We start from the raw sequence: 24,645 nt of genomic DNA, 5'->3' as shown, positions 1-24,645 counted from the left end.
TTTGTCTGGAGAGAAAAATGGCGAAAAATTATCAGCAGGACGGCAACACCCTTGATTTTCAGAATATCGGTACAACCGATATTCATTCGGGTGACGCCGTGCTTTCAGGGGCGCTGGTTGGCGTCGCTCACGATGACATCCCGGCAGGGTTGTGGGGTGTGCTGCATACCACGGGCGTTTTCGTTCTGCCAAAGGTGGCGGAAGCGGTTACTCCCGGCCAGAAGCTGTATCTGGCAGACGGAAAACTAACGGTTGAAGCGGGAGAAGCGGCGACACCGAATCCTCTGGCCGGTACCGCCTGGGCAGCTGCAGCTGCAGATGTCGATACTGTTCCGGTGCGGCTGGGTTACTGATGAACCGCTTTCGTGCCCGACTGGCCCGTGCAGATGCCCGGATCTCCCGGGCATTTGCGGAAGCACTGCCGGCGGTCCTGTTTATCGGTACTGAGGTGCGTCCTGTCACAGTGATTTTCGAGACGCCCGATGCGCCGGTTGACGTTCCTGCCGGTGGACAAATTCAGGATCGCTCTCCGGGATTCAGCGCGCTGACGACAGATATCGCGGGGCTTGAGAAGCATCACGGTGTGGAGATCAACGGTACGGCTTATCGTGTGACGCACGTCGGCGCTGATGAGGAAGGGCGGACCCGCGTCACGCTGGCGTATGGCACACCGGGTAAGGTGCAGCCGGACATCAATAAGTGGAGCTGATATGGCGCGTGAGTCCAGACTGCGACGGGATTTACCCGTCGATATCGATGTGGATGCCATCTGGCGGATAGCAGAGCACATCGGTGCCACCCATAAACAGTTTCGGGCAGCGTATTCCCGCGCGCTGAAACGTACCGCCACCACCTTGCGTAAAAAAGCGATGTCAGACCTGAAAGACGGACTGGCCCCCCGCAGCCTGGATCTGGTGCGCCGGCGTCTGCTTTCCTTTCGTCTTAATCGCGCTTCTCAGTCACAACTTGATAATTTTCGTCTCTGGTTTGGACTCAATGCCATCAAGGTAAAAGACCTGAAAGGCAGGATTAACGGGCGGGTAAGGCCTCACCATACCCGGCGGGATAAATCCACCGGGAGGTATATCAAGGCGCGACGCCAGGCAGAAAACGCCGGATTTACCCCAAAGGGCAGCCTGCTTTCCCCGCGTACTTTTGAAAACGGTGAGGTGGCACGCTCCCGTCGTGAAAACCGGCGCACGGTGGTTATTCGCGATCCTGATACCCGTCGTACCCGCGAGGCGGAAGTCGATATTTATGAGCCGATGCTGAACTACATCGAGGATAACGCCTTTGCTGAGGCGATTGAGATTTTCATGCATCACTTTGAAACCGATCTGCGCGGGCGCGTGAAAGCCCGTATTTCTGTCTGAGGTAAACCATGGCCGAACCATTGCTGCTGGGGCAGTATCACGATGCTGTCACCGGCGCGCTGAAAAAAATTGACTGGGTTCGCGACGCCGATGCCTATCCGGAAAAAAATGTCCCCCGATTTACCGGACTGACAACCCCGGCGGTCTATTTCTCCATTAACGGCTGGGAGCAGGGCGGGGGCAACGAGGGGCAGCTCAACGTTAATCTGTCCTGCGATTTGTTCGTGGTGGTGGATGCGGCCGGGGCAGGTGTCAGTCGCCCGGAAATTTTCCTGCGCACGGCGGCCGCAGATATCACCCAGTGGATTGACGGCCAGCAGTTCGGCCTGACCCATCTGGAGCCAGCCATCTTTGTCGATGCAGCACGCGATGAGTTTGATCCGCGCATGGATGATTACCTGGTCTGGCGAATCTCCTTCACACAGTCAGCCGCCTTTGGTGCGGATCCGTTTGCACAGCTGAATGCCCCGCTGAAAGCAGCCTGGCTGGGTAAGGCACCGGATATCGGTCGGACACATGTGGATGACTATCAGCTGATTTACGAGGCAAAACCCGATGAGTGATATCGAGGGCGATTTACAGCGCCGTCTGGCGAATATCGTCCGGCGTGGGGTTATTCACTCCGTTAAGCATGATGGTATACCGAAATGCCGGGTTGATCTGGGCGATATCGTCACCACCTGGCTGCCGCTTTGTCAGGGCTTTTCCGGGGAAAACCGGGCTGATTCCAATCCGTATGCGGTCGGGGATGCGGTCACGGTGCTCTCGGAGGCGGGCGAGCTGAATAATGGCCGGGTGTTTCCCGGCTGGAATACCGGCGGTCTGCCGGTGCCGAAGGGCAGCGACAGTGAGCATATCACCCGCTACGGCGACGGTACCGAGATTCGCTATGACCGGGCGGCGCATGCCCTGACCATCACGCTGGTGGAGAATGGGACCTACAAAATTATCGGGAAAGGCACGCTGGACGGCCCGGTGGAAATCACCGACACCCTGACCGTTCAGGGGAAAACGCAGATAAATGCCGACACGAACGTGGCCGGAAATATCGGTGCAACACAGGAGATTTCGGACGGTGCCGGGAAAATGAGCGGGATCCGCGAAACCTACAACGGCCATAACCATAAAGAAAATGGTGACGGCGGTGGTACCACGAATCCTCCCAATCAAAAAATGTGACCTGCCGCGGCAGGTTTTTTTATGCCTGGAGAAAATGAATGGCGAATTTACATGGTGTGGAAACGATCGAGCTGACATCCGGTACGGTCGCGGTCACGACGATCCAGACGGCCATTATCGGTCTGGTAGGTACTGCGCCTGATGCCTCTGCCGGTACGCCGGCCAGTGTCAGCACAGGAACCCCCATTCTGGATAACGTTGTTGATTTTGCCGCGAAAATCACCGGCAGGGCAGGCAACGTGGTGGTGGTTGAGGCGGTAGCCGGTATTCCCGATCTGGAAAATCCTGCGGAGGTGGAGACTTCCGCCGTCTGGGATGCGGCAGCTTTAACGCTGACCATCACGCTTGGCTGCGATGAAGCCGGGAAGCTGACGTCAACCCCTTCAGCCGTTGTTGCTGCGGTGAGCGCGGTGGCAGAGGTGAAAGTGACCGCAGCGGGCAGCGGTAGCGGTATTGTCTCACCGTTCAGGCAGCAGCTTGAAGGCGGTGAGGATGAGCCGTTCCCGATGAATACGCCCGTTGCGATTGTCGGTACCACGATGCTTTCCCGTCTCGGTGATAAAGGCACGCTGAAACAGGCGCTCACCGAAATCAATGACCAGCGAAATGCCCTGACCGTGGTGGTGCGTGTGGCGGAAGGGGCCAGTGAAGAGGAGAAACGTGCAGCGGTGCTGGCCGGGATTGGGGCGCTGTCATCGGCGAAATCCGTGACGACATACCAGCCGCGAATCGTGATTGCGCCGGGGTTCAGTGAGGATGATGCGGTGGGCAAGGCGCTGGAAACCGTTGCCGGCAAGCTGCGGGCGGTGGCGTATGTTGACTGTGAGTCCGGTGCCACGCTGCAGGATGTGGTGCAGCGTCGCCAGTCTTACGGTACCCGCACCGAGCTGCTGCGCCCGCGTGTTCAGGTCAGCAACGCCGACGGCCAGCTGGTTTATCGTCCGTATTCTGCGTTTGCGGCGGGGCTGCGCGCCCGTATCGACTTCGAGAAGGGCTGGTGGTGGAGCAAATCCAACCAGGACATTAACAATATCCTCGGCGTGGAGCAGATCGACGAGTTTATTCTCGGCGATGAAAACTGCGACGCGAACCTGCTCAACATGCAGAACGTGTCCACCATTATCCGCCGTGCCGGATTTAAACACTGGGGGAGCCGCCTGTGCGGTACCAACCCGCAGTGGCGCTTTGAATCGGTTCGCCGTACCGCCGACGTCATCGAGGACAGCATTCAGGAAACGATGCTGGAATACGTTGACCGCCCGCTGGACAGGGAGAATGCCGACGACATTATCGGCACCATCAACGCCTATATGCGTCAGCTGGTCGGGCTCGGCGCCATTTTTGGCGGCCGCGCCTGGCTGGATGAGGAGCTTAACACCGCTGAGAGCATGGCGGCGGGCGTGCTGTACATCAACTATGACTTTGGTCCGAAATCGCCGACTGAGCTTATCAGCCTGCGCGTCCGGGTGAATAACAACTATGCGCTTGAGGAGATGCTGGCAGCATGAGCGAAAAAAACACATTACGCGTCTGGACCTTCTTCCGGCAGGGGGTCCGCATTCAGGGGGCGCATGAATTCACACCGCCGACGCTGTCCATTGTCAAAACTGACCTGCGCACCGGCGCGCAGGACGCACCCACACCCGTGGATGACGGCATGGAGGCGCTGACCTGTCAGCTGAAATTCTACGGTGTGGACACGGACATGCTGACCGCTTTTGGTTTTGTCAGCGGCAGCCGCCCGCGCTTTACGGCGTATCAGGGTTATCTGGCGAACGGTACCGCACTGGGCACCATCGAGGAGATCGAAGGCTTTGTGCAGACCGTTACGCCGGATGCGCGGGGCAAGGACAGTCTGTCGGAAAATGCCATCACGGTGGAAATCGCGGTGAGCTATTACCGCCAGACCAAAGATGGCCGGGAGCTTTTTGCTATTGATACCGAGCGTTTTGCGCGACGGGTGAATGGTGTGGATGTCCTGTCCGGCCTTGCGGCGAAAGTACGCCTTTAATTCAAAAGAACTTACAACGGCCTGCGGGCCGTTTTTTTATGGAGATAAACATGTCTTTTCCTGGTGAAACCCGCGTGATCAAACTGTATTCCCCCGTCACGCTTGAAAATGGTAGTGCGCTCAACCAGGTGACGCTGCGTGAGCCCCTGGTGCGTGACCGTATCGCCTTTTCCAAAGATCGCGGCAGTGAAGAAGAAAAAGAAGCGCGCATGATTGCGCTGCTGTGCAACCTCAGCGAGCAGGATATCTGGCAGCTGACGGCGGCGGATTATGCGCAGCTGCTGGACGCATTTAACGTTTTTATGCTCCCGCCCAGGGAGCGTCCGAAAGAGGGCTGATTCGGGCGATGCGTTTTCTGGGGCGACGTCTGCATTTTCCTATGACGGAATACCTGGATATGCCGTTCAGCGTATTTTCTGATTTTCTAACCGACGAACTGGAGGCGGTAAACCGTGGCCGGATTAACCCAGAACCTTAAGGCCGTCATTACCTTTGGCGGCAATATCGACAGCTCCTGGAGCCGTTCAGCGAACGGCCTGCAAAAGAGCCTGAAGAACGTCGGGAAGCAGTCAGAAAAGCTGACGAAAGACCAGACTAAGCTGGCGGCGGAGATTAAGCGAGCGAAGCTGGCCGGGCAAAGCCTGGGAGACCTTAAACGGCGTTACAGCGATGTTTCCCGTGAAATCCGTAAAACGGAGGCCGAGCAGCAGAAGCTGAATCAGCAGATGCAAAAGGCCCAGCGACTGGCAGCGTTCAAGGGGGCCGGGAAAGGCCTGTTTCGCCGGGGGATGGGGATCGCCAGTCAACTGGGGGGCATGATGGCCCCCGGGCTCGCCATCGGCGGCGGTGGGGTTATCGCCTCCGCACTGGGTACCCTTATTGCACCGGCGGCAACCAACGCAGAAACCGCTCGTCGTACAGGCGTGGCGAAAAGTTATGGTGTCGATGTCACCACCTTTGACGCCTGGGACACGCTCGCAAAACAGTACGACATGAACGGGGAGAATATCGGCGATCTGTTTGAGGAGTATCTGCATAAGTCGGGAGAGTACAAGCAGAACGGCAAGCAGGGTTCTTTGCAGGATGCGTTTGAAACGCTGGGTTTTAAAGCTGGTGATTTTGCCGGGCTCAGCGATATGGCGCAGTTCGAAAAAATTGTTGAGCGTGCACTCAGCCTGCAGGATGAATCGAAGGCCTCGTTTGCACTGGATTCGCTGTTCGGTGGTGAGGCCAGCAAACTGTTGATGCTGCTCAAGCAGTCCGGCAAGAGCTACCGTGACCTGATGGACGAGCAGCGGCGCTATAACCTCGTCACGAAAGAGGGGGCTGAAGGGGCTATGGCCGGCAACCGTGCTGTCACGAACCTGCGCACCGTCTTATCCTCCGCTGTAGCGGAGATTTCAGGACAACTGGGTAATGAACTGGCCCCGGATATCCGCCGATTGACGGACGATCTGGCGGAGTGGTTTAAGGGTGGCGGTATAAAGCGGATTGTCAGCTTCCTGCGCAACGACCTGTACCCGGGCGTGCTGACGTTCGGCCAGGGCATTGTGTTTGTCGGGAAAGTAGCCTACGCGCTGGCGAAAAAACTGTCCTGGCTTTTACCGGATGAGCGAAGCGATCAGCGGGATGTACTTAAGTCGCTGGCAATGACGGGTTCGGTTGATATCGCGCGCATGACGGCCCAGAAAAACGGGCAGGGCGAATGGTTTGAGCAGCAGCTCACTGAAAAACCGGCGCTGGTGGATGACGTGAAAAAATCATACCGGGACACCCGGGGATTTTTCCGGGACGACGAGGATGCTTTCAACAATACACTCGATAAGTATGTGACGCCGGAAAGAAGTGTCGCACCGTTCTCCTGGGACTCAGCACTGAACCAGAACAAGGAGGCACCGGCGCAGCCCGGGCGTGAAACATCCGATCAGTCTGCGGGTGCCTGGGATAATTACACATTCCCTTCCTTACCTGCGTTTGAAAAAAGCCTCAACTGGCCCGTAGCCGAGCAATTGACAGGATCCTCAGACAAGCCTTTAACGGTTAATCCGAAGGTGAATGTTGATGTTTATCCTCCATCTGAATCTGGCGGTATGCGGGAGGCGTTCACTGATAATCAACGCCTCCGGGATAACCGCGCGGATCCTCTGCTTTACCCGCCTGAAATTGCCTTACCCCGGTATCCGGCCCAGGAGCCTCTCCCGCCAGCAGGCAAATCAGGCGAAGAGGGTGGCAGTGGCTGGGAAATCTTATTGCAGAGGCTGGATTCAGCGGACAAAGCGCCACCTCCCCACCAACTGACAGATAATCGTAAGTTTGAATACCGGTTTGAAATTTACGGTGCGCCGGGGCAGGACGAGCGAGGGATTGCTGATGAAGTGAGCGCTGTGACGAAAAGTAACCCGGCATTTATGGGTGACAGCAGCATGCTGGACGGAGGACAAATCTGGTGAGTGAAATCATTCCTGTCTTTGAAGACTTCGGGCAGTCCCGGTCCAGTGCGATTCGTGGCGCACAGGCTGCCCGGGTGATGATGATGCTGGGCGACTTTGCCTTTTCCATCGACACCACGGCTTACAACCAGCTGACCCGCGAGGCCAGCTGGCGATGGAGCGAGCAGGAGCGGATCGGCAAACAGGACCTGTTGCAATATACCGGTAAGCCCGGGCGCACCGTCCGGCTTGAGGGGGAGTCGCATGCGTTCTTTCGTAAGGGGGTGGAGGCCGTTAACGATCTCTACGACCTCGCCGATCAGAATAAGCCACAGCAGCTGGTCAGCGGCGAAGGGGATGTGCTGGGCTGGTGGGTGGTGATCGACTTCTCCGACACGACCAGTCGATTTCTGCCTGGCGGCGGCCACCGTAATAAAAACTGGACGATGACGCTGAAACATTATGCAGACGATATATCAAACCCGTGACGGTGACGTGCTGGATGCTGTCTGTGCGGCGCATTACGGCACGGAAAACCTTTCTTATTTAGTGACGCAGATACTCGAAGCGAATCCGGGGCTGGCCGATGTCGGTGCTATTTATCCGTCTGGCCTGTTTATCACCCTGCCGGATCTGGCTCCGCCGGTTGAGGATTCTGCGTTCAGCCTGTGGGATTAAAATGACCGAACAGAGTGTTAAACCCGAATATGCTCCCGCTTTCAGCGTCAGCGCGGAGGGAAAAGATATTACCCGCGCGCTGCAGCAAAGCCTGGCAGAGCTGACGCTGACCGATTACGGCGGCGCCACGGCTAAAGCGGATGAGCTGAAAATTACGCTGCTGTCGGAAACGCTCCCTTTACCGACAAAAGGTGCGCGACTACGCGTTGCACTGGGCTTCAACGACCAGCTGGTGGATAAGGGCTGGTTCGTGGTATCCGGCGTCGGCAGCAGTGGTCCGCCACGTCGTATCGAGATTTATGCCACCGCCGCGCCCATGAACGCACAGAAACAGCCCGGTGATGTGCTCAGCCAGAAGACCCGAAGCTGGGATAATCTACGACTGGCGGATCTGATTAAAACTGTGGCCACTGAAAACGGTCTGGTACCGAAAGTGGCCGCAGAGCTCGCCGATATCCATATCGATCATGTTGATCAGGTGGCAGAATCCGACGCCAATTTGCTGACCCGCCTTGCCCGCACATGGAACGCCGTCAGCAAGCCGTCGGGCGGTTACTGGCTGTTTCTGCGTCAGGGAGCCACAGCGAAAGCCTCCGGTGAGCAGACATGCGCACTGGTCATCACACCTGAAGAGGTCTCCAGCTGGTCATACAATGAAGGCGAGCGGGGGAGTTCGACGGGGAAAGCGACCGGCAACAGCGGTAAGTCATCGGGCAAAATCGGCGTGCGTTATTACGATGAGGCTGACGGCAAGACCAAAACTACCTCAGTTGACCATGACGGCCCCTCTTTGGCGAATCCCTACACCCAGCCCGCAAAGGCCACTGCTGACCAGCAGGCAAAAGCGAAAAAAACGCAGGCCCGGCGCAATGAGCAGAAAATGACGGTGACGGGACCGTGCCGCCCGAAACATGTCCCGCTTACGGCAGAATCCGGCGTTTCCACATCCGGTTTTGGCGAGCGGGAAGATCGTGCCTGGGTAGTGGAATCACTGGTTTTTTCCCTGACGCCCGCCGGGTTCAGCTACACGTACAACCTGGTGGTTGATATTCGTAAACCTGCGAAATCTTCAAAAAAATCCGGCAGCAAGGATAAGACCGGCCCGGATTACTTCGGCTAACCCTCCGCCATCCGGCAAACAGATACGGAAAAACATTATGAACGGTGTAAACAGCCGGACCGGGAAACGCCTGTCCGGTAGCGATCATCTGCGCCAGTCCGTCAGCGATATTCTCTCCACGCCGCTCGGCAGCCGTGTGCTGGTCCGTGACTATGGCAGCGATCTGTTTTCGCTGGTGGATAGCCCCCGTGACGACCTTACGAGGCTGCGCATTATCGCAGCGACCGCCTCGGCGCTGTCGCGCTGGGAACCACGGCTGAAGGTCACGCGCGTTGTCGTTTCTTTCCCGGCTGACGAAACGGGGTGTGTGGTGGATATCGAAGGGATTAACAAAGAGAACAATCTTCCTGTCAGCACCGGAGGCATACCGATTTATGGCAAACAACTATGACGTAATTAACCTGTCCACCCTCGCGGTACCGGATGCCCTGGTGGTACCGGATGCGGCCGACATTTTTACCCGCTGGCTGGCTCGCCTGCGGGAACTGGATCCGGAATTTGATGCGCTGGTGGAATCTGACCCGGCGTATAAACAGGGCGAAATCAACGCCTACCAGCTCACCCTGGCGTTTCAGCGGGTTAACGACGCGGTACGAGCAGTATTCCTTGCCAGTGCCAGAGGCGCCGATCTCGATCAGCTAGGCGCGGGTTTTAACGTTTCCCGTCTGGTGATTAATCCAGGCGATCCGGATGCGGTGCCCCCCGTCGATCCTGTATACGAGGACGATAATGCTTTTCGGGAGCGGATCCAGCTATCCTGGGCGCAGCTGAATACGGCCGGTGCGCGCAACGCCTATCGTTTCCATGCCAAATCTGCGGATAACGATGTGCTGGACGCGGATGCTTATGGGCCAGAAACGCACAACCGCCCTGGCGAGGTGGATGTGTATGTGCTTTCGCGAACCGGTAACGGCGTGGCTGGTCTTATCCTGATCGAAGCGGTGATGAATAAACTCAGCGCGGATGAAGTCAGGCCGCTCACCGATTTTGTCAGCGTGAAAAGTGCCACCATCGCAAGTTATGCCGTCACGGCGGAGCTCGAGATCCCTGACGGACCGGATGCGCAGACGGTACTGGAAAATGCCATCAGCACGCTGACGAGCTACACACTTCTTTCCCATCGCATTAACGCCATCGTACCACTCTCCGCGATTTACTCAGCACTTCAGCAGCCTGGTGTATCCAGAGTTAAGTTGATCACCCCGACTGCAGATCTGGAAGCGGCTGCAGGACAGGCCCCGTGGTGCAGCGCCATAAATATCACACGTAAAGGGGGCTCCGGTGGATAAATTTCGCTCCCTTCTGCCGCCTTCCGCCATTCATCCGGAGCGGGCACAGGAGCAGGCCGGCACAGAGCAGATTGTTGCGCTGGATACCGACATGGTGCGTAAGGTGAAAAATCCTGACACCTGTCCGGCTCATCTTCTGCCCTGGCTGGCCTGGGAATTTGCTGTGGACTCCTGGGAAGAGGCCTGGACGGAAGAAGAAAAGCGGCAGGTGATTAAGGATGCCGCCTATGTCCATCAGCATCGCGGTACGGCCGGTGCGGTCCGCCGGTCGCTCAGTGCCGTCAGCCTGCCGACTACTGTCGTGGAGTGGTGGGAGGATGAACCCCGCAAAGCACCGTATACCTTTCGCGTGGAGGTCTACAGCATACAGGCCATTGATGAGGCCCTGTACCAGCGTATACGCCGGCAGGTAGATAAAGCGAAAAACCTTCGCAGCCTGCTGACCACCATCGATGTGATTGCCGACCTGGGCGCGAAGGGAACCTATTACACCGGCGGTGCCGTTACCGCCTGGATTGATGTTGTTATAGAAGCAGGAGTTTAACCATGGCTGAGAAGTATTACAGCATACTGACCAACCGGGGCAAGGAGCTGGAGGCGCAGTCCTCTGCGACCGGAAAACCCGTCATCATTAAAGATTTTGTGGTGGGCGATGGTAACGGCCAGGCCGTTAAGCCGGATCCGGTACAGACGAAACTGGTACGTGAAGTCTATCGCAATGCGATATCGGCGCTGCAGGTTTCGCCAGACCAGGAGAACCAGTTCATCGCGCAACTGGTATTGCCCGTTGATGTTGGCGGATTTGTTGTCAGGGAAGTCGGCCTGCTGACAGATGCAGGTGAGCTCTATTCCGTTGCGAACTGTGCAGCCATTGAGAAACCGGAAAACGGTGTCAGCGTGAGCCTGCAATACCGTCTTGCGGTATCGGAGAAGGCAAACATCGAGCTTAAAGTGGCAACCGGCGATGGCCTGTTTCTGCGTATCGACAAAAATCTTGCTGAAATAGCGGCAAAAGGCGAGGTAGCCCAAAAAAGTTCGCGTGAAGCCATTGGCGTTCTGGATGCCACGACCGTGCGTAAAGGTCTTGTTCAGCTAAGTAGCGCCAGTGATAGTTCGTCGGAGGCGCTGGCGGCCACACCGAAAGCAGTTAAGGCTGCATACGACCTTGCCAAAGGGAAGTACACGGCCCAGGACGCAACTACGGCGCAAAAAGGTATTGTCCAGCTCAGTAGCGCAACCGACAGCACGTCTGAGGCACTGGCTGCCACGCCGAAAGCCGTTAAGGCCGCTAATGACAATGCAAACGGTCGTGTGCCGTCAGGGCGTAAGGTCAATGGCCGGGGGCTGAGTACGGATATCAACATTACCGCGCAGGATATCTTTAACGGACAAGCTGTGGGGATTGGTAATGCTGAGGATTTAAATGCCTACACCACGCCGGGGCTGTATTACCAGCCAGCAAACGCGCAGGCGCAAACAGGGAGGAACTATCCAGAGGCTAACGCCGGTTCGCTGGAAGTTTATAAGCATGCAGGTATCACGCAGATTTACCGGGTTTATAACAGCTCCCGCTCGTACATTCGTACGCTCTACAGCGGGACGTGGTCTGGATGGGTTAAGCAGTATGACGCGGCCAATAAACCATCCCCGGCTGATATTGGTGCGGTGAACAAAAGCAGCGACACTATGACGGGTAGGCTCATCATGAATGTTGATGGCGAGGCTATCAGGTTACAGCCGAAAACGGCGGGTTATGCCAGCTATATCATTTGTTATGACTCTTCTAATACTAACCACTGGTATGTGGGCGCAGGTTCAACAACGAATGCTAACGTCACGCTTCTTAATTACAAAGGGGCAAACAACAGCATTATTTTAAACTCTGACGGCACGGTTAACCTGAACCCTACCCAGGGGAAATCCGCAATAGTTAACGGTCCTCTACAGGTTGGCGCGGTTGGCTCTGCCGCTTTAAATATTGGTGATAACGACTCCGGGCTGCGTAGCTCTAAGGATGGTCAGGTCGACCTGTGGGCGAATTCAAAAGTTATGGGGTACTGGAACACCACAACATTTTCATTCACTGGTCAGATAATACCGACAAACTACAGCAACTTTGATGCTCGTTTCATCATTGCAGATAGCGCCAGCTATGCGGGCTTTGCGAGCAATGATGCAGCAAGGCCATACATGCGCCATAAGGCCAGTAATGCCGTTGTCGAACTAGCCAGAAAAGGCGATGCATATACCAAAGCGGAGAGTGACGGGCGTTTCCAGCCGAAAGGGAATTACACCCCGGCAGGTCAGGCGTATACAAAAGCAGAGTCGGATGCGCGTTATGGGGTGGTAAATGGTATTCGCCGTGGTGGTCAACAGCTCAGAAACCCGACTGATGCGTGGTTTGGTAACTGGGAATCACCTGCAGGATGCGTTGTAACGGGAATCACGATGGAAAACAGAAGTGATGGCCGAAAGCTCGGCGTTTATTTCCGTCAAATGCAGTACCTGAATAAACAAACTAATGCATGGGTCAATATCGGGGATTAAATATGGATACGTTTATTAATCCAGTTATTTATAAATACGAACACATTGAAGTAAGCGGGATAATGCGTACCGGACTTTATTTTCATGATGAGCATGGCCGGGACTGGTACGAAACCTTAACCAGCTGGAAAGGTGCTGTTTCTCTGGATGATGACGGGATTGTCGTTGCTTACGAGCAGGATGTTTCGTATATGGGGATGGAAGAAGGCCGCAATGTCTATGAGGTCGACCCCCTGAGTGTGCCGGTAGATGTGTTAGGGAATTACAAATATGTGGATGGTGTTTTTTACGACATCCGCCCTGACGCGACAACGCTTGCCGAACAAACCCGAAAACAGCTCATTGAGGATGCGGGTCTCACAATTTCAATCCTTCAGGACTCCGTTGACTTAGGGATGGCGTCAGAGAAAGAGGTTGAGCAGTTGCGCGTATGGAAAACATACCGAATCAGACTGAGCCGTGTATCAACAGCAAACGCACCTGATATTGAATGGCCAGTCGTTCCCGTTGCAGGTAACGTATTAGATTGATCGCTGCTAACGATCAATCGTGGTGAATTGATCTGTGATATCTATTTGAAGTGTGTGGGTATTGCATTAACAATCTCCTTGGCTTTTTAAGGAGATATTTATGGAACTTACGCAGCAAGAGGCAGAGCTTATAACAGGTTTTATAGGTGAGCACTGGCAAGAATTTGCCGCCAGCGTAGAAGGAGTTATCAGTGTTTGCGCCCTACATCGACTGGCCGAAAAGTTAGGGCTCGAATCAGAATAATAATTAGCCCGCATTACGCGGGCGTTTTATATGTGTTTAAAAATTTGTGTGTTAAAACCAGACCCTGATATTGGACGTTCAGGGTTTAAGTTGTGGATAGAAAACCTGGCTACTGGCTTTTTAAGCGCTTTAGATAAAATTTAGTGCTTGAGATTGATTTAATTATGTGCAGTTAGGGGCATGCCAGGAAAATTTACAAAAGCCGAAATTTGAAGTGAGATAGAAACTTACAAACGAAACGGTGAAGCTTCGTTCAGTCGCTGGAACCGTGGTGTCTTGCGCGCAAACCCAAATGAAACTACTGTATATAAAAACAGTATTAGAGGTATGCGTAATGGAATTCTTCAGACCTACAGAACTGAGAGAAATTATTGTTCTCCCGCTTTTCAGTGACATAGTGCAGTGTGGTTTCCCAAGCCCCGCGGCTGATTACGTTGAGCAGCGCATCGATCTCAATGAGTTACTTGTCGCTCACCCGAGTTCAACGTATTTCGTTAAAGCCGCGGGTGATTCTATGATCGAAGCCGGGATCAGCGACGGCGATCTGCTGGTGGTGGACAGCTCCAGAACTGCTGAGCACGGTGACATAGTCATCGCCGCGGTGGAAGGGGAGTTTACTGTTAAACGCCTGCAACTGCGCCCGACCGTGCAACTCAATCCTATGAACAGCGCCTACAGTCCTATTGTTGTTGGCTGCGAAGACACGCTGGACGTTTTCGGCGTCGTGACTTTCATCGTCAAATCGGCGAGCTAAACATGTTCGCGCTCTGTGATGTGAATTCGTTCTACGCATCATGCGAGACGGTGTTCAGGCCCGATTTAAGAGGCCGGCCGGTTGTTGTTCTCTCGAATAACGATGGCTGTGTGATAGCCCGAAGCGCTGAGGCCAAGGCGGCTGGAATTACTATGGGGGAGCCGTTCTTCAAGCAAAAGGAGCTTTTCCGGCGCGCAGGCGTTGTCTGCTTCAGCAGCAACTATGAGCTGTATGCTGATATGTCGAACCGGGTAATGACGATGCTTGAGGAAATGAGCCCCCGCGTCGAAATTTACAGTATCGATGAAGCTTTTTGTGACCTGACGGGCGTTAGGAACTGCCGGGACCTGACTGACTTCGGCAAAGAGATCCGCGCGACAGTTCTGAAGCGTACGCATCTGACTGTCGGGGTTGGCATTGCGCAGACAAAAACACTCGCTAAGCTGGCCAACCACGCCGCAAAGAAATGGCAGCGGCAGACGGGTGGGGTAGTTGACCTCTCAAATGTTGATCGCCAGCGCAGACTGCTTTCTGTGGTACCTGTAGAGGACGTCTGGGGTGTTGGTCGCCGAATCAGTAAAAAGCTAAACGCGATGGGTATTAAAACGGCCTTAGACCTTTCAGAGCAGAGTACATGGATAATCCGGAAACACTTTAATGTGGTACTCGAGCGCACTGTCAGGGAGCTGCGCGGCGAACCCTGTCTTGATCTGGAAGAGTTTGCCCCCGCAAAACAGGAAATCGTTTGTAGCCGGTCATTCGGTGAACGCGTTACCGCCTATGAGCAGATACGCCAGGCTATATGCAGTTATGCGGCAAGAGGTGCTGAAAAGCTTCGCGGAGAGCATCAATATTGCCGCTTTATTTCTGCATTCGTGAAGACATCCCCTTTTGCGCTTAATGAGCCTTATTACGGTAATAGTGCGTCAATGACGCTTCTCACCCCTACACAGGATTCCCGAGACATCATTAACGCAGCGGTAAAATGCCTAGACAAAATCTGGCAGGATGGGCACCGGTACCAGAAAGCCGGCATTATGCTCGGGGATTTCTTCAGCCGGGGCGTTGCCCAACTGAACCTCTTTGACGAGAATGCACCGCGCGCCGGCAGCGACCGTTTAATGGAGGTGCTTGATCACCTGAATGCAAAGGACGGAAAAGGAACACTCTACTTTGCCGGGCAGGGAATACAGCAGCCGTGGCAGATGAAACGCGAAATGCTGTCGCCGCGGTATACAACCCGGTTTTCAGATTTGTTAGTTGTCAGGTAATTAACTGCTTCTGGTTTGATTTGCTCAGATGATAGATGGAATTTTAGGTGGCAAGGTATTGCTATTACAATAAATGATTAAAAATCAATTGGTTGGGTGGTTTTTCTGGAAATGCAAATCATTATCTTTAAAAAAATATTATTTCTGACACAATCGTTATTGTGAGTAGTCTATAGTTAATTAGCTTCTTATGAAGCTATGCTATGGTACACAATCTTTTTCTGGATTTCAGAGGCCCGTCTCTACGAGACGGGTTTTTTATCTGCAACGAAATTCGTAAAGCATTTATTTGTTTTCGATTTATCTAAGTGCATATTCCATGCGTGAATATATAATTTATATGGCTTTAATTTTGACATATCAAAAATGATGCATTACTTTTTTACCGTGGCGAATCCCCCTAAGCGGAGGGGCGAACAGTCAATATTTTGCAGTATGCTCGCGTTTCTTGGGACTGTAAGGGAAACACCGGGAGGCACCCGGCGCCACATTTTTATTGATCCACTTCTACCCAGTGATTCATTATGAATTTTATGGGTTATTCATCTTGGTAGTGATTTCATTCAATAATTGAAAAAAAAGGGGGACATCTTCCCCCAAATTAGTGTTGCTTTGTTATTGCTTTAACTGCACCGTATCATTCTTGTGCATATTGCCTTAACTTTCAAATGAATAGTGTTCAATTATGTCGTTAGGTAAATTACAAGAGCAATTGAAAAACAATAACTTCACTTGTTGTTTTTAACGAATTTATAGAGATTTTTTATCGTTCTTTGTTAAATGTGAATGCAAAAGGATTTAATTTGTTATTAATCTGTTGGTCATTGTTTATAAATGTGTTTTAATATTGAATTTTTTTATTAGTCGTGTTTTGTATGGATTAATTATTGTCTGGGGTTCATGTGTGTTTGAACTTCAGTGGCGGTGAAGGTTTATTATTTTCCTAAAATTATAGTTAAGTGTTATTTAAAAAGAAAAGGTTCAGAATCCTTTTGTTTATTTCAGTGTTATATTTAAGCAAACAGGGCAGCTTAAATACCTTATAGAAGATGCATTAACAAAACCGATTTTAATATATGGCTTCGATTAATTCAGCCCCCTGATTCTTCACATTACCCACGGCACGCGTCACGGCGTGCCAGACAAACTTGTCGGCTGGCACTGCGCCGTCGGCAGCTATCTCTTCAGCTTCTTTCCCTCCAATATCCTGCCGCATCCACTCACGGGCCGCTTCCGGTGACAAAACCAGAGGCCGGCGGTCGTGAATGTCTACTAGGCCTTTGTCAGCTGCAGATGTCACTATAACAAAACCTTCCGCTTCATCGCCGCGCTCGAATGGCGTGCTGCCGACTGCTGCCATGAATATCGGCTGGCCGTCGGCCCGGTGAATGAAGTAGGGTTGTTTCTTGTCGCCTTCCTTCTTCCATTCGAACCATCCATCGGCAAAACAGATCGCCCGGCCATTCTGCCAGAGAGGTTTAAACATTCGGCTGGTGGCCGCCGTCTCGACGCGTGCGTTAATCAGCGGAGGCTTATCCCACCACCCTGGCGCGTAACCCCAGAAAACAGGATCAAGATGCAGCTGCTCTTCGCGTTCGCTCAGCAGCAGAACCTTGGTACCTGGCGAGACGTTGTACCGACCTATAGGCTCCGGATCATACGCAATGTCACGGTCGGCTTCATCGGCCAAGTATGCCAGATATTCTTCACGGGTTTGGGCTTGTGCAAAACGTCCACACATATAAACCTCCAGTCAGTCAGACTGAAAGTATAGGGCAGTGAGAAAAAGTAGCGTGCTGGTAAGTCTTACAAACGGATCGGTGGCAATTAGCTTGTTGTGCCTGATTTTTTGACGGTATTTTTCCCCGATTTTTCCCCAGTGATTCCCCGTACAGAAAATAGATATAAAAAAACCAGCCGTAAGAGGCTGGTTTTAAATGTGTTTTTGGTCGGCACGAGAGGATTTGAACCTCCGACCCCCGACACCCCATGTCAGCTATAAGTTAGGCCATTCCCAACGCTTCGGATTCTGTGAGTGAGGTCTGATACTGCTTTACTGCATCAGTAAAGGCTTGCGCTGCATCTGCATTTGATACCATATATTCTTCAGTCACCCCTGTTTGAGAATGGAAGGTAATATTGCCATAAACGCAAATAGGGATTTGGTAGTTGTCTTTAAATCGGCGGTCTGGCGAGCCATTCTTATTCGTTTTCGCCCATGTATACCCATCTATGCGTGAATCACTGGGAACACCTTCTTCCTCATGGAATCTTCGATATTCTGAACTGATTTGTAACTCGCGTAAATCAATCAGAGCGAACGCCCCATCAGCTCGTGGTATGACTGCAACTCCTGGATAAAGCAAAATATCGTCGCCATTCACATTTTCAAACCGCATCGCACGCCCTGTAAATTGAATGAGATCTGTTGAACAGAAATCAAAGGTAACTGGGTGACGATTAACAGACCGGGTTGCCAATGTTCTTTCGACGAACTGGTCTGTAGCTTTATCTGCAGTAATATCCCATTTTTTAACACTTGATTTTAACATATCGAATGCACGGACCATTGCTGCATATGCGCGTTGCGAAGTATCACTGCTCTCGAATGTTATGGCTACTTTTGTGTTGTCTTCCCAGGATACTAGGCGAGATATCTCAGCTTGCGTTAGGGGGAGCTCTGTCTCAAGTTCTGCGATGCGCCGTTTGTAAAACCAACGGAAAAGACTTGATTTGCGACGAACCAGCTCGTTCTTTTGTTTTGATTCTTCAGCAAGAGCCTCTTGTAGATCCGCTTTTATCTCTGCCCTTTGTTCTCGTGCTTTAGCAATCAAATCTCGTAAAGGTAAAAGGGAGGAACTTGTCAGGACTTCTACCGAAGCGCTGGAAATTTCATTCATGCCAGCCATGGGCATATATATTTTAGCGTTCGATGGTGTGTTACTTGGGGATGTCTCCGGCACTCCAAAATGAGGTTCTGTGGAGGACGGATTTAATGGATTAGTAACTGAGTGCCCATAATCATAGGGCACGGTAGGTGTAGTATAAGATAAGCCTGTACCCGGTAGTCCTACGGTCGCTCTGAGCCCTTTTTTCCCAACATTGACAGTTGCACCGGGTACACCGATGCTTGCACTTACTCCACGCTTACCAATGTTGAGCCTAACGCCAGGAAACAAAGTAAAGGTTTGTCTGAAACGAAGAGACATAAAGTTATCCCTATGTAGTGTTGTGCACCAAAGTTCGAAATGTTTTTATATGAACATTGAGCTGATACAAAAGCCCTTCCTTAGCTCATCTTCATACCGGCATGATACAGAGGTTTGCTTGTCGGTGAAGTAAAACAAAAAAGCCCGCATAAGCGGGCTTTTTTGTCACTCGGGAGCCGCGGCTCCTTTGCGTATCCTTTTTTGTCTCCTCACCGTCTGGTCGGTGTCCTGCCGAGACTGCTAACTTCCTGTTATTGCTAGTGATGTCCTATCACTGTCCAATCATGATTGGTGGAGCTGGCGGGAGTTGAACCCGCGTCCGAAATTTCTACATCCTCGGTACTACATGCTTAGTTTGTCTTTACATTCGCACGCCAGCTGCGGACAAACACGCCACTAACGAACTAGCCTGATTGGTTTTAACGCTTCAACCCCAGGCAGGGTTTCCACGCGATCTCTTTTGGGTTTGACCTCTCTTTGATCCCCGTCTTAAGAGCGGAAGCTAGGGAGAGAGGGCTCTTAGCAGGTTATTAAGCTGCTAAAGCGTAGTTTTCGTCGTTTGCGACTATTTTTTTGCGGCTTTTAACGAGGCAAACCGCCCCTCGGCATGCACCTTGGGTTTCGCAAATCCCGTCGAATCCAGAATCAGCCCCAATAGTGTTGAACTCAGTATACCAGATTTCACTTCCTCGATACCAGCCCGAAACGCTAACTTATTGAATAGTACAATAAGCGCGCAGAATCAACGTCCTGCGTTTTTCATGATACGTGCTTTGTCGAGCTGCCACTCGCGTGCTTTCAGGTCAGTACGCTTGTCGTGCTGTTTCTTACCTTTTGCCACGCCGATTTTCACTTTGCACCAGGCGTTTTTCCAGTACAAAGAGAGCGCAACTACGGTGAAGCCTTCGCGGTTGATGCGTCCGTAGAGGGATTCCAGCTCGCGCTTGTTCAGCAGCAGCTTACGGGTGCGGGTAGGATCGCAAACGTAATGTGAAGAGGCGACGGTCAGCGGCGTAAAGTTCGCGCCGAACAGGAAGGCCTCACCGTCTTTCAGGATCACGTAGCTGTCGCCGATATTGGCTTTCCCGGCACGCAGCGATTTTACTTCCCAGCCCTGCAACGCAAGGCCAGCCTCGAATTCTTCTTCGATGAAATACTCGTGGCGAGCACGCTTGTTGAGCGCAATGGTCGCCGAACCAGGTTTATGTGCTTTTTTCTTCGTCATAAGTGTCGTAAAGCCGTCGGTAATCTGATTTTAAAAAGTCACCTCATTGCGTCCTGTGAGGTCTAACGCGCTATCTTAGCACGAGATAAGGCTTAGCGTTTTTTTAACAGGTGATAAATGTTATTATTTGTCTGTTGTGTGACCATGGAAAATGCTATGCCTCAGATTAGCCGTACTGCGCTTGTTCCCTACAGCGCGGAACAAATGTATCAGTTAGTGAACGACGTTCAGTCCTATCCGGAATTTATTCCAGGATGCACCGGTAGCCGGGTGCTGGAATCCGGCCCGACTCAGATGACTGCGGCCGTGGATGTCTCCAAAGCGGGGATCAGCAAAACGTTCACCACGCGCAATACCCTGACGAGCAATCAGAGTATTTTGATGCATCTGGTGGATGGTCCGTTTAAAAAACTGATGGGAGGGTGGAAGTTTACGCCACTGAGCGCTGACGCCTGCCGCATTGAGTTTCATCTGGATTTTGAATTTACCAATAAGCTGATCGAACTGGCGTTTGGCCGAATTTTTAAAGAGCTGGCCTCGAATATGGTTCAGGCGTTCACCACGCGCGCCAAAGAGGTTTACAGTGTCGCATAAGATTGCTGTTGAGGTGGTGTATGCGCTGCCGGAGAAGCAGTATTTGCAGCGCGTGACGCTTGAAGAGGGCGCCACCGTTGAGGCGGCTATCCGGGCCTCCGGCATCCTTGAACTTCGCCGTGATATTGACCTGGCGAAGAATAAAGTCGGCATTTATAGCCGTCCGGTTAAGCTCGGTGATGTGCTGAAAGAGGGCGACAGGGTTGAAATCTATCGTCCGCTGATTGCCGACCCGAAAGAGTTGCGCCGTCAGCGAGCAGAGAAATCCGGTAAGTAGCCAAATAAACATACACAAAAAAGGTGCTCATTGAGCACCTTTTTGCGTTGCTGGCGCCTGATTATTTGGTCAGGGCAGGCTTGTTGTCGATGTTGGTCAGCACGCCGGCACTGCTGAAGGTCAGCGTCAGGGTTTGCTGGGTCACATCTTCATGACCAGGCTGCTGGCGGAATACATAGAACCACGTATTTGTGCCGAACGGATCGGACATCATCGGGGTTCCCAGGGCATAAGCGACCTGCTGTTGTGTCATACCTACGCGGATTTTGGACACATCGTTAGGAGTAAGGTAGTTCCCCTGGTTGATGTCAGGACGGTAAACCACTTTCTCCAGAGTGGAACAGCCTGCGGTCAACATCAGAAGAACCGCTGCGGCAGCGGTCAGCGTTTTACAGCGCATAGTGATTTGATTCCTTTTCGGGCCCGAGCAGTACGCGGCTCATATGTAATATGCCGATGATAATAGACCTTGCCCCACTTTGAAACTGGTCTGGCGGCGTTTTTGTTGTTCTGTATGACCCTGAGATCCCGAAAAAGTTTATGCCGCCAGCAGTTCTTTCGCATTCGCGAGCGTATTACGGGTGACTTCACTGCCCCCCAGCAGGCGTGCCAGCTCCTGCAAGCGTGAGCGTTTATCCAGCGGTTTCATGTGCGTTTCCGTCATTTCGCCATCGGTTTCCTTGCTAACGATAAAGTGGTGATGACCACAGCCGGCGACCTGCGGCAGGTGAGTCACACACATAACCTGCGTCGATTCACCCAACTGACGCAGCAGTTTGCCGACAACGGCCGCGGTCGGGCCGCTGATACCCACATCCACTTCATCGAAAATCAACGCCGGGGTTTCCATTTTACGGGCGGTAATCACCTGAATGGCCAGGGCGATACGCGACAGTTCACCGCCAGAAGCCACTTTCGAAATCGCCTGTAAAGGCTGGCCCGGGTTGGTGGTGACGCGGAATTCTACGCGGTCTGCGCCTTCCGCCGTCAGGTGATGCTCTTCAAAGCGAACATCAATAGTGAACACCCCATGCGGCATCGCCAGCGTATGCATGCTGTCGGTAATATGCTGGCTAAGCTCCAGAGCATAGTGCTGTCGCACGTCGTGCAGCCGTTTCGCCGTTTCCAGCGCCTGCTGATGATGCAGATTAACCGCCAGAGACAAGGTTTCGAGGGAATCGGCCTGATCCTCCAGCTGCTGCTGTTCCTCCAGCAGAGACTGATAGTAATTCGGCAGCTCTTCCGGGGTAACGTGATGCTTACGCGCCAGTGAAATCTGACGGGAGATGCGTTGCTCAAGCTCGAACAGACGGTTCGGGTCGAGATCCAGACGTTCACAGTAGTGGCGCAGCTCATCCCCGGCTTCTGAAATCTGAATCGCGGCTTCTTCCAGCATTTCCAGTACGCCAGAAAGCTTATTGTCCATGCCGGTCAGTTCGGTCACAAGCTGACGCACGGTATACAGATGGCTCTGCAAATTCACGTCTTCGCCATCCGCCAGCATGTTCAGGGCATTCTGGCTGATGGAAAGCAGCTGACCGCTGTTGGCCAGACGCTTGTACTCCTCGTCGATTTGCTCAAATTCACCCGCCTGAGGGTTAAATTCGTTCAGCTCTTTCAACTGATATTCCAGCAGCTCGGCGCGCGCGGTACGCTCCTGGCTTTGCTGTTGATGCTGCGCAAGTTCGCGGCAGCTTTGATGCCACTGACGATAGTGCTCCGCCATGAGTTGAGTAAGCGCGTACTCACCCGCGTAGCCATCGAGCAGGGCTTTCTGCTGTTCGGGTTTGATTAGCTGCTGGTGCGCGTGCTGACCATGGATCTGGATGAGCAGCTGGCCCAGCTCGCGAAGCTGGGAAAGGGGAACCGCTGTACCATTGATAAAACCGCGGGAGCGGCCGTCACTGCTGATAACGCGACGAAGTAAACACTCACGTCCATCTTCCAGCTGGTTCGCTTCCAGCCAGCGCAGGGCGGCAGGCGTGTCTTTTAACGAGAAGCGGGCGCAGAGATCGGCACGGGCCGCACCTGTGCGCACCATATCACCCTCTGCACGACCCCCGAGGCACAAGCCGAGGGCATCAATGGCAATGGATTTACCTGCACCGGTTTCACCGGTAATCGCCGTCATTCCGCTATGGAAGTCGATCTCAAGCTCACGAACAATGGCAAAGTTGCTGATGGTCAGTTGTGCCAGCATAATTGTTTTCCTGTATGAAAAACCATAACTGTGTTTGTATACAGTATAAACTGGTTTTATATACAGTAAAGCGCTGGATGTAAAATCAGAACAATTTTTTTGACCAGCCGAGTTTTGAGCTTAATGTATTGAAATAACTGTAATCTTTTGGATGGATAAGGTTCAGGTGATAATCGCAACGGCGAATGAGGACATCTTCTCCTTCCTGAATGGGAAGCGCAATCTGGCTGTCGCAGCTGATCTCCAGGTCGCTGCGGCGATGTGAAAAACGCAGGCGGATGGTGCTGTCGCCGTTTATCACCAGCGGACGCGCCGAGAGCGTATGCGGGAACATCGGCACCAGGGTGATCGCATCCAGCGAGGGCGTCAGGATTGGGCCTCCGGCTGAAAGCGAGTAGGCAGTTGACCCCGTCGGGGTTGAAATAATCAGCCCGTCAGAGCGCTGCGAGAAAGCGAAGATTTCGTCGATATAGACTTCGAACTCGATCATGTGCGCCACTTTACCAGGGTGGAGAACCACCTCGTTAATAGCGGTGCTGATGCGCTTCTGGCAATCCTGCTGGCATACCTGGGCTTCAAGTAAAAACCGTTTTTCACTGATATAGTGACCTTCCAGCACGTCCGCCAGCTGCTGTTGCGCATTGTCCGGGTCGAGGTCGGTCAGGAAACCAAGATTGCCACGGTTAATACCAATAACCTTAATATCATAGCGAGCCAGCGTTCGCGCCGCGCCCAGCATATTGCCGTCGCCGCCGACCACCACGGCGAGATCCGCCTGCTGGCCAATTTCCGCCAGCGTGCCGGTTCTGACGCTTTTAAGCTGCAACTCCTGGGCGATCTGCTGCTCGACCATCACTTCATAGCCTTTACCACACAACCAGCGATACAACATTTCATGTGTCGTCAATGCGGTAGGGTGACGCGGATGGCCGACGATCCCAATACACCTGAAATGATTATTCATTTTCTGGAGGTCCTTGTGCCTGATGAATGATGACAATCTGCCTTGTTCCCTTGAATCCAGGAAACTGATCCCCATAATAAGCGAAGTTAGCGAGATGAATGCAGAAAAACGCGGAGAAATTCATGAGTAGTAAAGAACAGAAAACGCCTGAGGGGCAAGCCCCTGAAGAAATTATCACGGAACAGCACGATGAAGTTGAGGCAGTAGAGCCAGACACGTCTGCTGAGCAGGTGGACCCGCGCGATGAAAAAATTGCCAATCTGGAAGCTCAGTTGGTAGAAGCGCAGAATCGCGAACGCGATGGCGTACTGCGTATCAAAGCGGAAATGGAAAACCTGCGCCGTCGTACCGAGCTGGACGTTGAAAAGGCGCACAAATTTGCGCTGGAGAAATTCGTCAACGAACTGCTTCCGGTGATCGACAGCCTGGATCGCGCGCTGGAAGTGGCGGATAAAGCTAATCCGGATAATGCGGCGATGATTGAAGGCATCGAGCTGACGCTGAAATCCATGCTGGATGTGGTGCGTAAGTTCGGTGTTGAAGTGATTGCCGATACGGATGTACCACTGGATCCAAACGTTCACCAGGCCATTGCGATGGTGGAATCCGAAGACGTTGCCGCGGGTAACGTGCTGGGCGTGATGCAGAAAGGGTATACCCTGAACGGTCGTACTATTCGCGCTGCGATGGTGACCGTGGCGAAAGCGAAAGCGTAATTTGCCGACCCGTAGTGCCGGGTGGCGGCTTCGCC

The 24,645-nt window shown here is 52.9% G+C and carries 29 protein-coding genes and 1 other RNA gene; 23 read left to right on the top strand and 7 right to left on the bottom strand.

Annotated elements, in window-relative coordinates; genetic code table 11:
* Nucleotides 1–17: 17 nt before the first annotated feature.
* The 20 genes from BFV65_RS15930 (at nucleotide 18) to BFV65_RS15840 (ending at nucleotide 15,425) form a co-directional block, all read left to right on the top strand.
* Nucleotides 18–353 carry a DUF2190 family protein gene (locus BFV65_RS15930; RefSeq protein WP_069596850.1) on the top strand — a complete coding sequence of 112 codons (336 nt, stop codon included), beginning with the start codon at nucleotides 18–20 and terminating at the stop codon, nucleotides 351–353.
* Nucleotides 353–709, top strand: coding sequence for a head-tail joining protein (locus BFV65_RS15925; RefSeq protein WP_069596849.1), 357 nt, complete (start codon nucleotides 353–355; stop codon nucleotides 707–709). Before BFV65_RS15930 ends, BFV65_RS15925 begins: the two co-directional genes overlap by 1 nt.
* A 1-nt stretch (nucleotide 710) precedes the next feature.
* Entirely contained in the window at nucleotides 711–1,373 is a 663-nt protein-coding gene (locus BFV65_RS15920; protein ID WP_069596848.1) for a hypothetical protein, read from the top strand.
* 8 nt (nucleotides 1,374–1,381) lie between these two features.
* The gene (locus BFV65_RS15915; RefSeq protein WP_069596847.1) at nucleotides 1,382–1,936 is read left to right on the top strand and encodes a hypothetical protein; all 555 of its coding nucleotides are present in this window, start codon (nucleotides 1,382–1,384) and stop codon (nucleotides 1,934–1,936) included.
* Nucleotides 1,929–2,552 carry a phage baseplate assembly protein V gene (locus BFV65_RS15910; RefSeq protein WP_069596846.1) on the top strand — a complete coding sequence of 208 codons (624 nt, stop codon included), beginning with the start codon at nucleotides 1,929–1,931 and terminating at the stop codon, nucleotides 2,550–2,552. Before BFV65_RS15915 ends, BFV65_RS15910 begins: the two co-directional genes overlap by 8 nt.
* A 38-nt stretch (nucleotides 2,553–2,590) precedes the next feature.
* Complete coding sequence (locus BFV65_RS15905) at nucleotides 2,591–4,060, top strand: phage tail sheath C-terminal domain-containing protein (protein WP_069596845.1); 1,470 nt, start codon at nucleotides 2,591–2,593, stop codon at nucleotides 4,058–4,060.
* Nucleotides 4,057–4,563 (top strand): phage major tail tube protein, encoded by a 507-nt coding sequence (locus BFV65_RS15900; protein WP_063435351.1) that lies wholly within the window; start codon nucleotides 4,057–4,059, stop codon nucleotides 4,561–4,563. The genes BFV65_RS15905 and BFV65_RS15900 overlap by 4 nt, the downstream gene beginning before the upstream one ends.
* Nucleotides 4,564–4,613: 50 nt before the next feature.
* Nucleotides 4,614–4,901 carry a phage tail assembly protein gene (locus tag BFV65_RS15895; protein WP_069596844.1) on the top strand — a complete coding sequence of 96 codons (288 nt, stop codon included), beginning with the start codon at nucleotides 4,614–4,616 and terminating at the stop codon, nucleotides 4,899–4,901.
* A 114-nt stretch (nucleotides 4,902–5,015) separates the two neighbouring features.
* The gene (locus tag BFV65_RS15890) at nucleotides 5,016–7,013 is read left to right on the top strand and encodes an AAA family ATPase (protein WP_069596843.1); all 1,998 of its coding nucleotides are present in this window, start codon (nucleotides 5,016–5,018) and stop codon (nucleotides 7,011–7,013) included.
* 5 nt (nucleotides 7,014–7,018) lie between these two features.
* Nucleotides 7,019–7,480 (top strand): phage tail protein, encoded by a 462-nt coding sequence (locus BFV65_RS15885; RefSeq protein ID WP_395031303.1) that lies wholly within the window; start codon nucleotides 7,019–7,021, stop codon nucleotides 7,478–7,480.
* Entirely contained in the window at nucleotides 7,455–7,670 is a 216-nt protein-coding gene (locus BFV65_RS15880) for a tail protein X (RefSeq protein WP_069596841.1), read from the top strand. The genes BFV65_RS15885 and BFV65_RS15880 overlap by 26 nt, the downstream gene beginning before the upstream one ends.
* A gap of 1 nt (nucleotide 7,671) precedes the next feature.
* Entirely contained in the window at nucleotides 7,672–8,790 is a 1,119-nt protein-coding gene (locus BFV65_RS15875; protein ID WP_069596840.1) for a contractile injection system protein, VgrG/Pvc8 family, read from the top strand.
* A 37-nt stretch (nucleotides 8,791–8,827) separates the two neighbouring features.
* A complete protein-coding gene (locus BFV65_RS15870; protein WP_069596839.1) occupies nucleotides 8,828–9,181 on the top strand; it encodes a GPW/gp25 family protein in 354 nt (117 codons plus the stop codon).
* Nucleotides 9,165–10,079, top strand: coding sequence for a baseplate assembly protein (locus BFV65_RS15865; protein ID WP_069596838.1), 915 nt, complete (start codon nucleotides 9,165–9,167; stop codon nucleotides 10,077–10,079). Before BFV65_RS15870 ends, BFV65_RS15865 begins: the two co-directional genes overlap by 17 nt.
* The gene (locus BFV65_RS15860) at nucleotides 10,072–10,623 is read left to right on the top strand and encodes a phage tail protein I (RefSeq protein ID WP_069596837.1); all 552 of its coding nucleotides are present in this window, start codon (nucleotides 10,072–10,074) and stop codon (nucleotides 10,621–10,623) included. The genes BFV65_RS15865 and BFV65_RS15860 overlap by 8 nt, the downstream gene beginning before the upstream one ends.
* Before the next feature lie 2 nt (nucleotides 10,624–10,625).
* Complete coding sequence (locus BFV65_RS15855) at nucleotides 10,626–12,626, top strand: phage tail-collar fiber domain-containing protein (RefSeq protein WP_069596836.1); 2,001 nt, start codon at nucleotides 10,626–10,628, stop codon at nucleotides 12,624–12,626.
* Between the two features lie 2 nt (nucleotides 12,627–12,628).
* On the top strand, nucleotides 12,629–13,156 hold the full coding sequence (locus BFV65_RS22960) for a tail fiber assembly protein (RefSeq protein ID WP_157886694.1): 528 nt from the start codon (nucleotides 12,629–12,631) through the stop codon (nucleotides 13,154–13,156).
* 100 nt (nucleotides 13,157–13,256) lie between these two features.
* On the top strand, nucleotides 13,257–13,400 hold the full coding sequence (locus BFV65_RS23210) for a hypothetical protein (protein ID WP_157886693.1): 144 nt from the start codon (nucleotides 13,257–13,259) through the stop codon (nucleotides 13,398–13,400).
* A 334-nt stretch (nucleotides 13,401–13,734) separates the two neighbouring features.
* The gene (locus tag BFV65_RS15845; protein WP_069597112.1) at nucleotides 13,735–14,154 is read left to right on the top strand and encodes a translesion error-prone DNA polymerase V autoproteolytic subunit; all 420 of its coding nucleotides are present in this window, start codon (nucleotides 13,735–13,737) and stop codon (nucleotides 14,152–14,154) included.
* Nucleotides 14,155–14,156: 2 nt separating this feature from the next.
* On the top strand, nucleotides 14,157–15,425 hold the full coding sequence (locus tag BFV65_RS15840) for a Y-family DNA polymerase (protein ID WP_069596835.1): 1,269 nt from the start codon (nucleotides 14,157–14,159) through the stop codon (nucleotides 15,423–15,425).
* Nucleotides 15,426–16,494: 1,069 nt separating this feature from the next.
* On the opposite strand, the gene BFV65_RS15835 is transcribed toward BFV65_RS15840, so the two are convergent.
* The 4 genes from BFV65_RS15835 to smpB all read right to left on the bottom strand — a co-directional run bounded on the left by BFV65_RS15835 (nucleotide 16,495) and on the right by smpB (nucleotide 19,859).
* Nucleotides 16,495–17,166, bottom strand: coding sequence for an SOS response-associated peptidase (locus BFV65_RS15835; protein WP_069596834.1), 672 nt, complete (start codon nucleotides 17,164–17,166; stop codon nucleotides 16,495–16,497).
* A gap of 262 nt (nucleotides 17,167–17,428) precedes the next feature.
* Entirely contained in the window at nucleotides 17,429–18,634 is a 1,206-nt protein-coding gene (locus tag BFV65_RS15830; RefSeq protein ID WP_045347940.1) for a DUF4236 domain-containing protein, read from the bottom strand.
* 289 nt (nucleotides 18,635–18,923) lie between these two features.
* Nucleotides 18,924–19,287: a transfer-messenger RNA gene (gene ssrA / locus BFV65_RS15825) on the bottom strand.
* An 89-nt stretch (nucleotides 19,288–19,376) separates the two neighbouring features.
* Nucleotides 19,377–19,859 carry an SsrA-binding protein SmpB gene (gene smpB / locus BFV65_RS15820; protein ID WP_003863115.1) on the bottom strand — a complete coding sequence of 161 codons (483 nt, stop codon included), beginning with the start codon at nucleotides 19,857–19,859 and terminating at the stop codon, nucleotides 19,377–19,379.
* Between the two features lie 156 nt (nucleotides 19,860–20,015).
* Here smpB and BFV65_RS15815 point away from each other — a divergent pair, with 156 nt between their 5' ends.
* Nucleotides 20,016–20,453, top strand: coding sequence for a type II toxin-antitoxin system RatA family toxin (locus BFV65_RS15815; protein WP_003863117.1), 438 nt, complete (start codon nucleotides 20,016–20,018; stop codon nucleotides 20,451–20,453).
* A complete protein-coding gene (locus BFV65_RS15810; protein WP_003863119.1) occupies nucleotides 20,443–20,730 on the top strand; it encodes an RnfH family protein in 288 nt (95 codons plus the stop codon). The genes BFV65_RS15815 and BFV65_RS15810 overlap by 11 nt, the downstream gene beginning before the upstream one ends.
* Nucleotides 20,731–20,791: 61 nt before the next feature.
* Here BFV65_RS15810 and bamE read toward each other — a convergent pair whose 3' ends face one another.
* The 3 genes from bamE to nadK all read right to left on the bottom strand — a co-directional run bounded on the left by bamE (nucleotide 20,792) and on the right by nadK (nucleotide 23,894).
* A complete protein-coding gene (gene bamE / locus BFV65_RS15805; protein WP_003863121.1) occupies nucleotides 20,792–21,130 on the bottom strand; it encodes an outer membrane protein assembly factor BamE in 339 nt (112 codons plus the stop codon).
* 138 nt (nucleotides 21,131–21,268) lie between these two features.
* Nucleotides 21,269–22,930, bottom strand: coding sequence for a DNA repair protein RecN (recN, locus tag BFV65_RS15800; protein ID WP_069596833.1), 1,662 nt, complete (start codon nucleotides 22,928–22,930; stop codon nucleotides 21,269–21,271).
* Between the two features lie 85 nt (nucleotides 22,931–23,015).
* Nucleotides 23,016–23,894, bottom strand: coding sequence for an NAD(+) kinase (gene nadK / locus BFV65_RS15795; RefSeq protein ID WP_022649070.1), 879 nt, complete (start codon nucleotides 23,892–23,894; stop codon nucleotides 23,016–23,018).
* 122 nt (nucleotides 23,895–24,016) lie between these two features.
* Here nadK and grpE point away from each other — a divergent pair, with 122 nt between their 5' ends.
* A complete protein-coding gene (grpE, locus tag BFV65_RS15785; protein ID WP_003863126.1) occupies nucleotides 24,017–24,610 on the top strand; it encodes a nucleotide exchange factor GrpE in 594 nt (197 codons plus the stop codon).
* Nucleotides 24,611–24,645 lie beyond the last annotated feature (35 nt).

It is taken from the genome of Enterobacter hormaechei subsp. hoffmannii (assembly GCF_001729745.1).
Taxonomy (GTDB): domain Bacteria; phylum Pseudomonadota; class Gammaproteobacteria; order Enterobacterales; family Enterobacteriaceae; genus Enterobacter; species Enterobacter intestinihominis.
This window is presented reverse-complemented; position numbering and strand designations above follow the sequence as displayed.

Bases quoted from the DNA above. Each gene is read 5' to 3' on its own strand.
- nadK (WP_022649070.1), bottom strand. From the start codon at position 23,894: ATGAATAATCATTTCAGGTGTATTGGGATCGTCGGCCATCCGCGTCAC.
- BFV65_RS15830 (WP_045347940.1), bottom strand. From the start codon at position 18,634: ATGTCTCTTCGTTTCAGACAAACCTTTACTTTGTTTCCTGGCGTTAGG.
- BFV65_RS15815 (WP_003863117.1), top strand. From the start codon at position 20,016: ATGCCTCAGATTAGCCGTACTGCGCTTGTTCCCTACAGCGCGGAACAA.
- BFV65_RS15905 (WP_069596845.1), top strand. From the start codon at position 2,591: ATGGCGAATTTACATGGTGTGGAAACGATCGAGCTGACATCCGGTACG.
- BFV65_RS22960 (WP_157886694.1), top strand. From the start codon at position 12,629: ATGGATACGTTTATTAATCCAGTTATTTATAAATACGAACACATTGAA.
- BFV65_RS15845 (WP_069597112.1), top strand. From the start codon at position 13,735: ATGGAATTCTTCAGACCTACAGAACTGAGAGAAATTATTGTTCTCCCG.
- BFV65_RS15835 (WP_069596834.1), bottom strand. From the start codon at position 17,166: ATGTGTGGACGTTTTGCACAAGCCCAAACCCGTGAAGAATATCTGGCA.
- smpB (WP_003863115.1), bottom strand. From the start codon at position 19,859: ATGACGAAGAAAAAAGCACATAAACCTGGTTCGGCGACCATTGCGCTC.
- BFV65_RS15870 (WP_069596839.1), top strand. From the start codon at position 8,828: ATGAACGGTGTAAACAGCCGGACCGGGAAACGCCTGTCCGGTAGCGAT.
- BFV65_RS15930 (WP_069596850.1), top strand. From the start codon at position 18: ATGGCGAAAAATTATCAGCAGGACGGCAACACCCTTGATTTTCAGAAT.
- grpE (WP_003863126.1), top strand. From the start codon at position 24,017: ATGAGTAGTAAAGAACAGAAAACGCCTGAGGGGCAAGCCCCTGAAGAA.
- recN (WP_069596833.1), bottom strand. From the start codon at position 22,930: ATGCTGGCACAACTGACCATCAGCAACTTTGCCATTGTTCGTGAGCTT.
- BFV65_RS23210 (WP_157886693.1), top strand. From the start codon at position 13,257: ATGGAACTTACGCAGCAAGAGGCAGAGCTTATAACAGGTTTTATAGGT.
- BFV65_RS15840 (WP_069596835.1), top strand. From the start codon at position 14,157: ATGTTCGCGCTCTGTGATGTGAATTCGTTCTACGCATCATGCGAGACG.
- BFV65_RS15855 (WP_069596836.1), top strand. From the start codon at position 10,626: ATGGCTGAGAAGTATTACAGCATACTGACCAACCGGGGCAAGGAGCTG.
- BFV65_RS15925 (WP_069596849.1), top strand. From the start codon at position 353: ATGAACCGCTTTCGTGCCCGACTGGCCCGTGCAGATGCCCGGATCTCC.
- BFV65_RS15910 (WP_069596846.1), top strand. From the start codon at position 1,929: ATGAGTGATATCGAGGGCGATTTACAGCGCCGTCTGGCGAATATCGTC.
- BFV65_RS15880 (WP_069596841.1), top strand. From the start codon at position 7,455: ATGCAGACGATATATCAAACCCGTGACGGTGACGTGCTGGATGCTGTC.
- BFV65_RS15875 (WP_069596840.1), top strand. From the start codon at position 7,672: ATGACCGAACAGAGTGTTAAACCCGAATATGCTCCCGCTTTCAGCGTC.
- bamE (WP_003863121.1), bottom strand. From the start codon at position 21,130: ATGCGCTGTAAAACGCTGACCGCTGCCGCAGCGGTTCTTCTGATGTTG.
- BFV65_RS15900 (WP_063435351.1), top strand. From the start codon at position 4,057: ATGAGCGAAAAAAACACATTACGCGTCTGGACCTTCTTCCGGCAGGGG.
- BFV65_RS15920 (WP_069596848.1), top strand. From the start codon at position 711: ATGGCGCGTGAGTCCAGACTGCGACGGGATTTACCCGTCGATATCGAT.
- BFV65_RS15915 (WP_069596847.1), top strand. From the start codon at position 1,382: ATGGCCGAACCATTGCTGCTGGGGCAGTATCACGATGCTGTCACCGGC.
- BFV65_RS15895 (WP_069596844.1), top strand. From the start codon at position 4,614: ATGTCTTTTCCTGGTGAAACCCGCGTGATCAAACTGTATTCCCCCGTC.
- BFV65_RS15865 (WP_069596838.1), top strand. From the start codon at position 9,165: ATGGCAAACAACTATGACGTAATTAACCTGTCCACCCTCGCGGTACCG.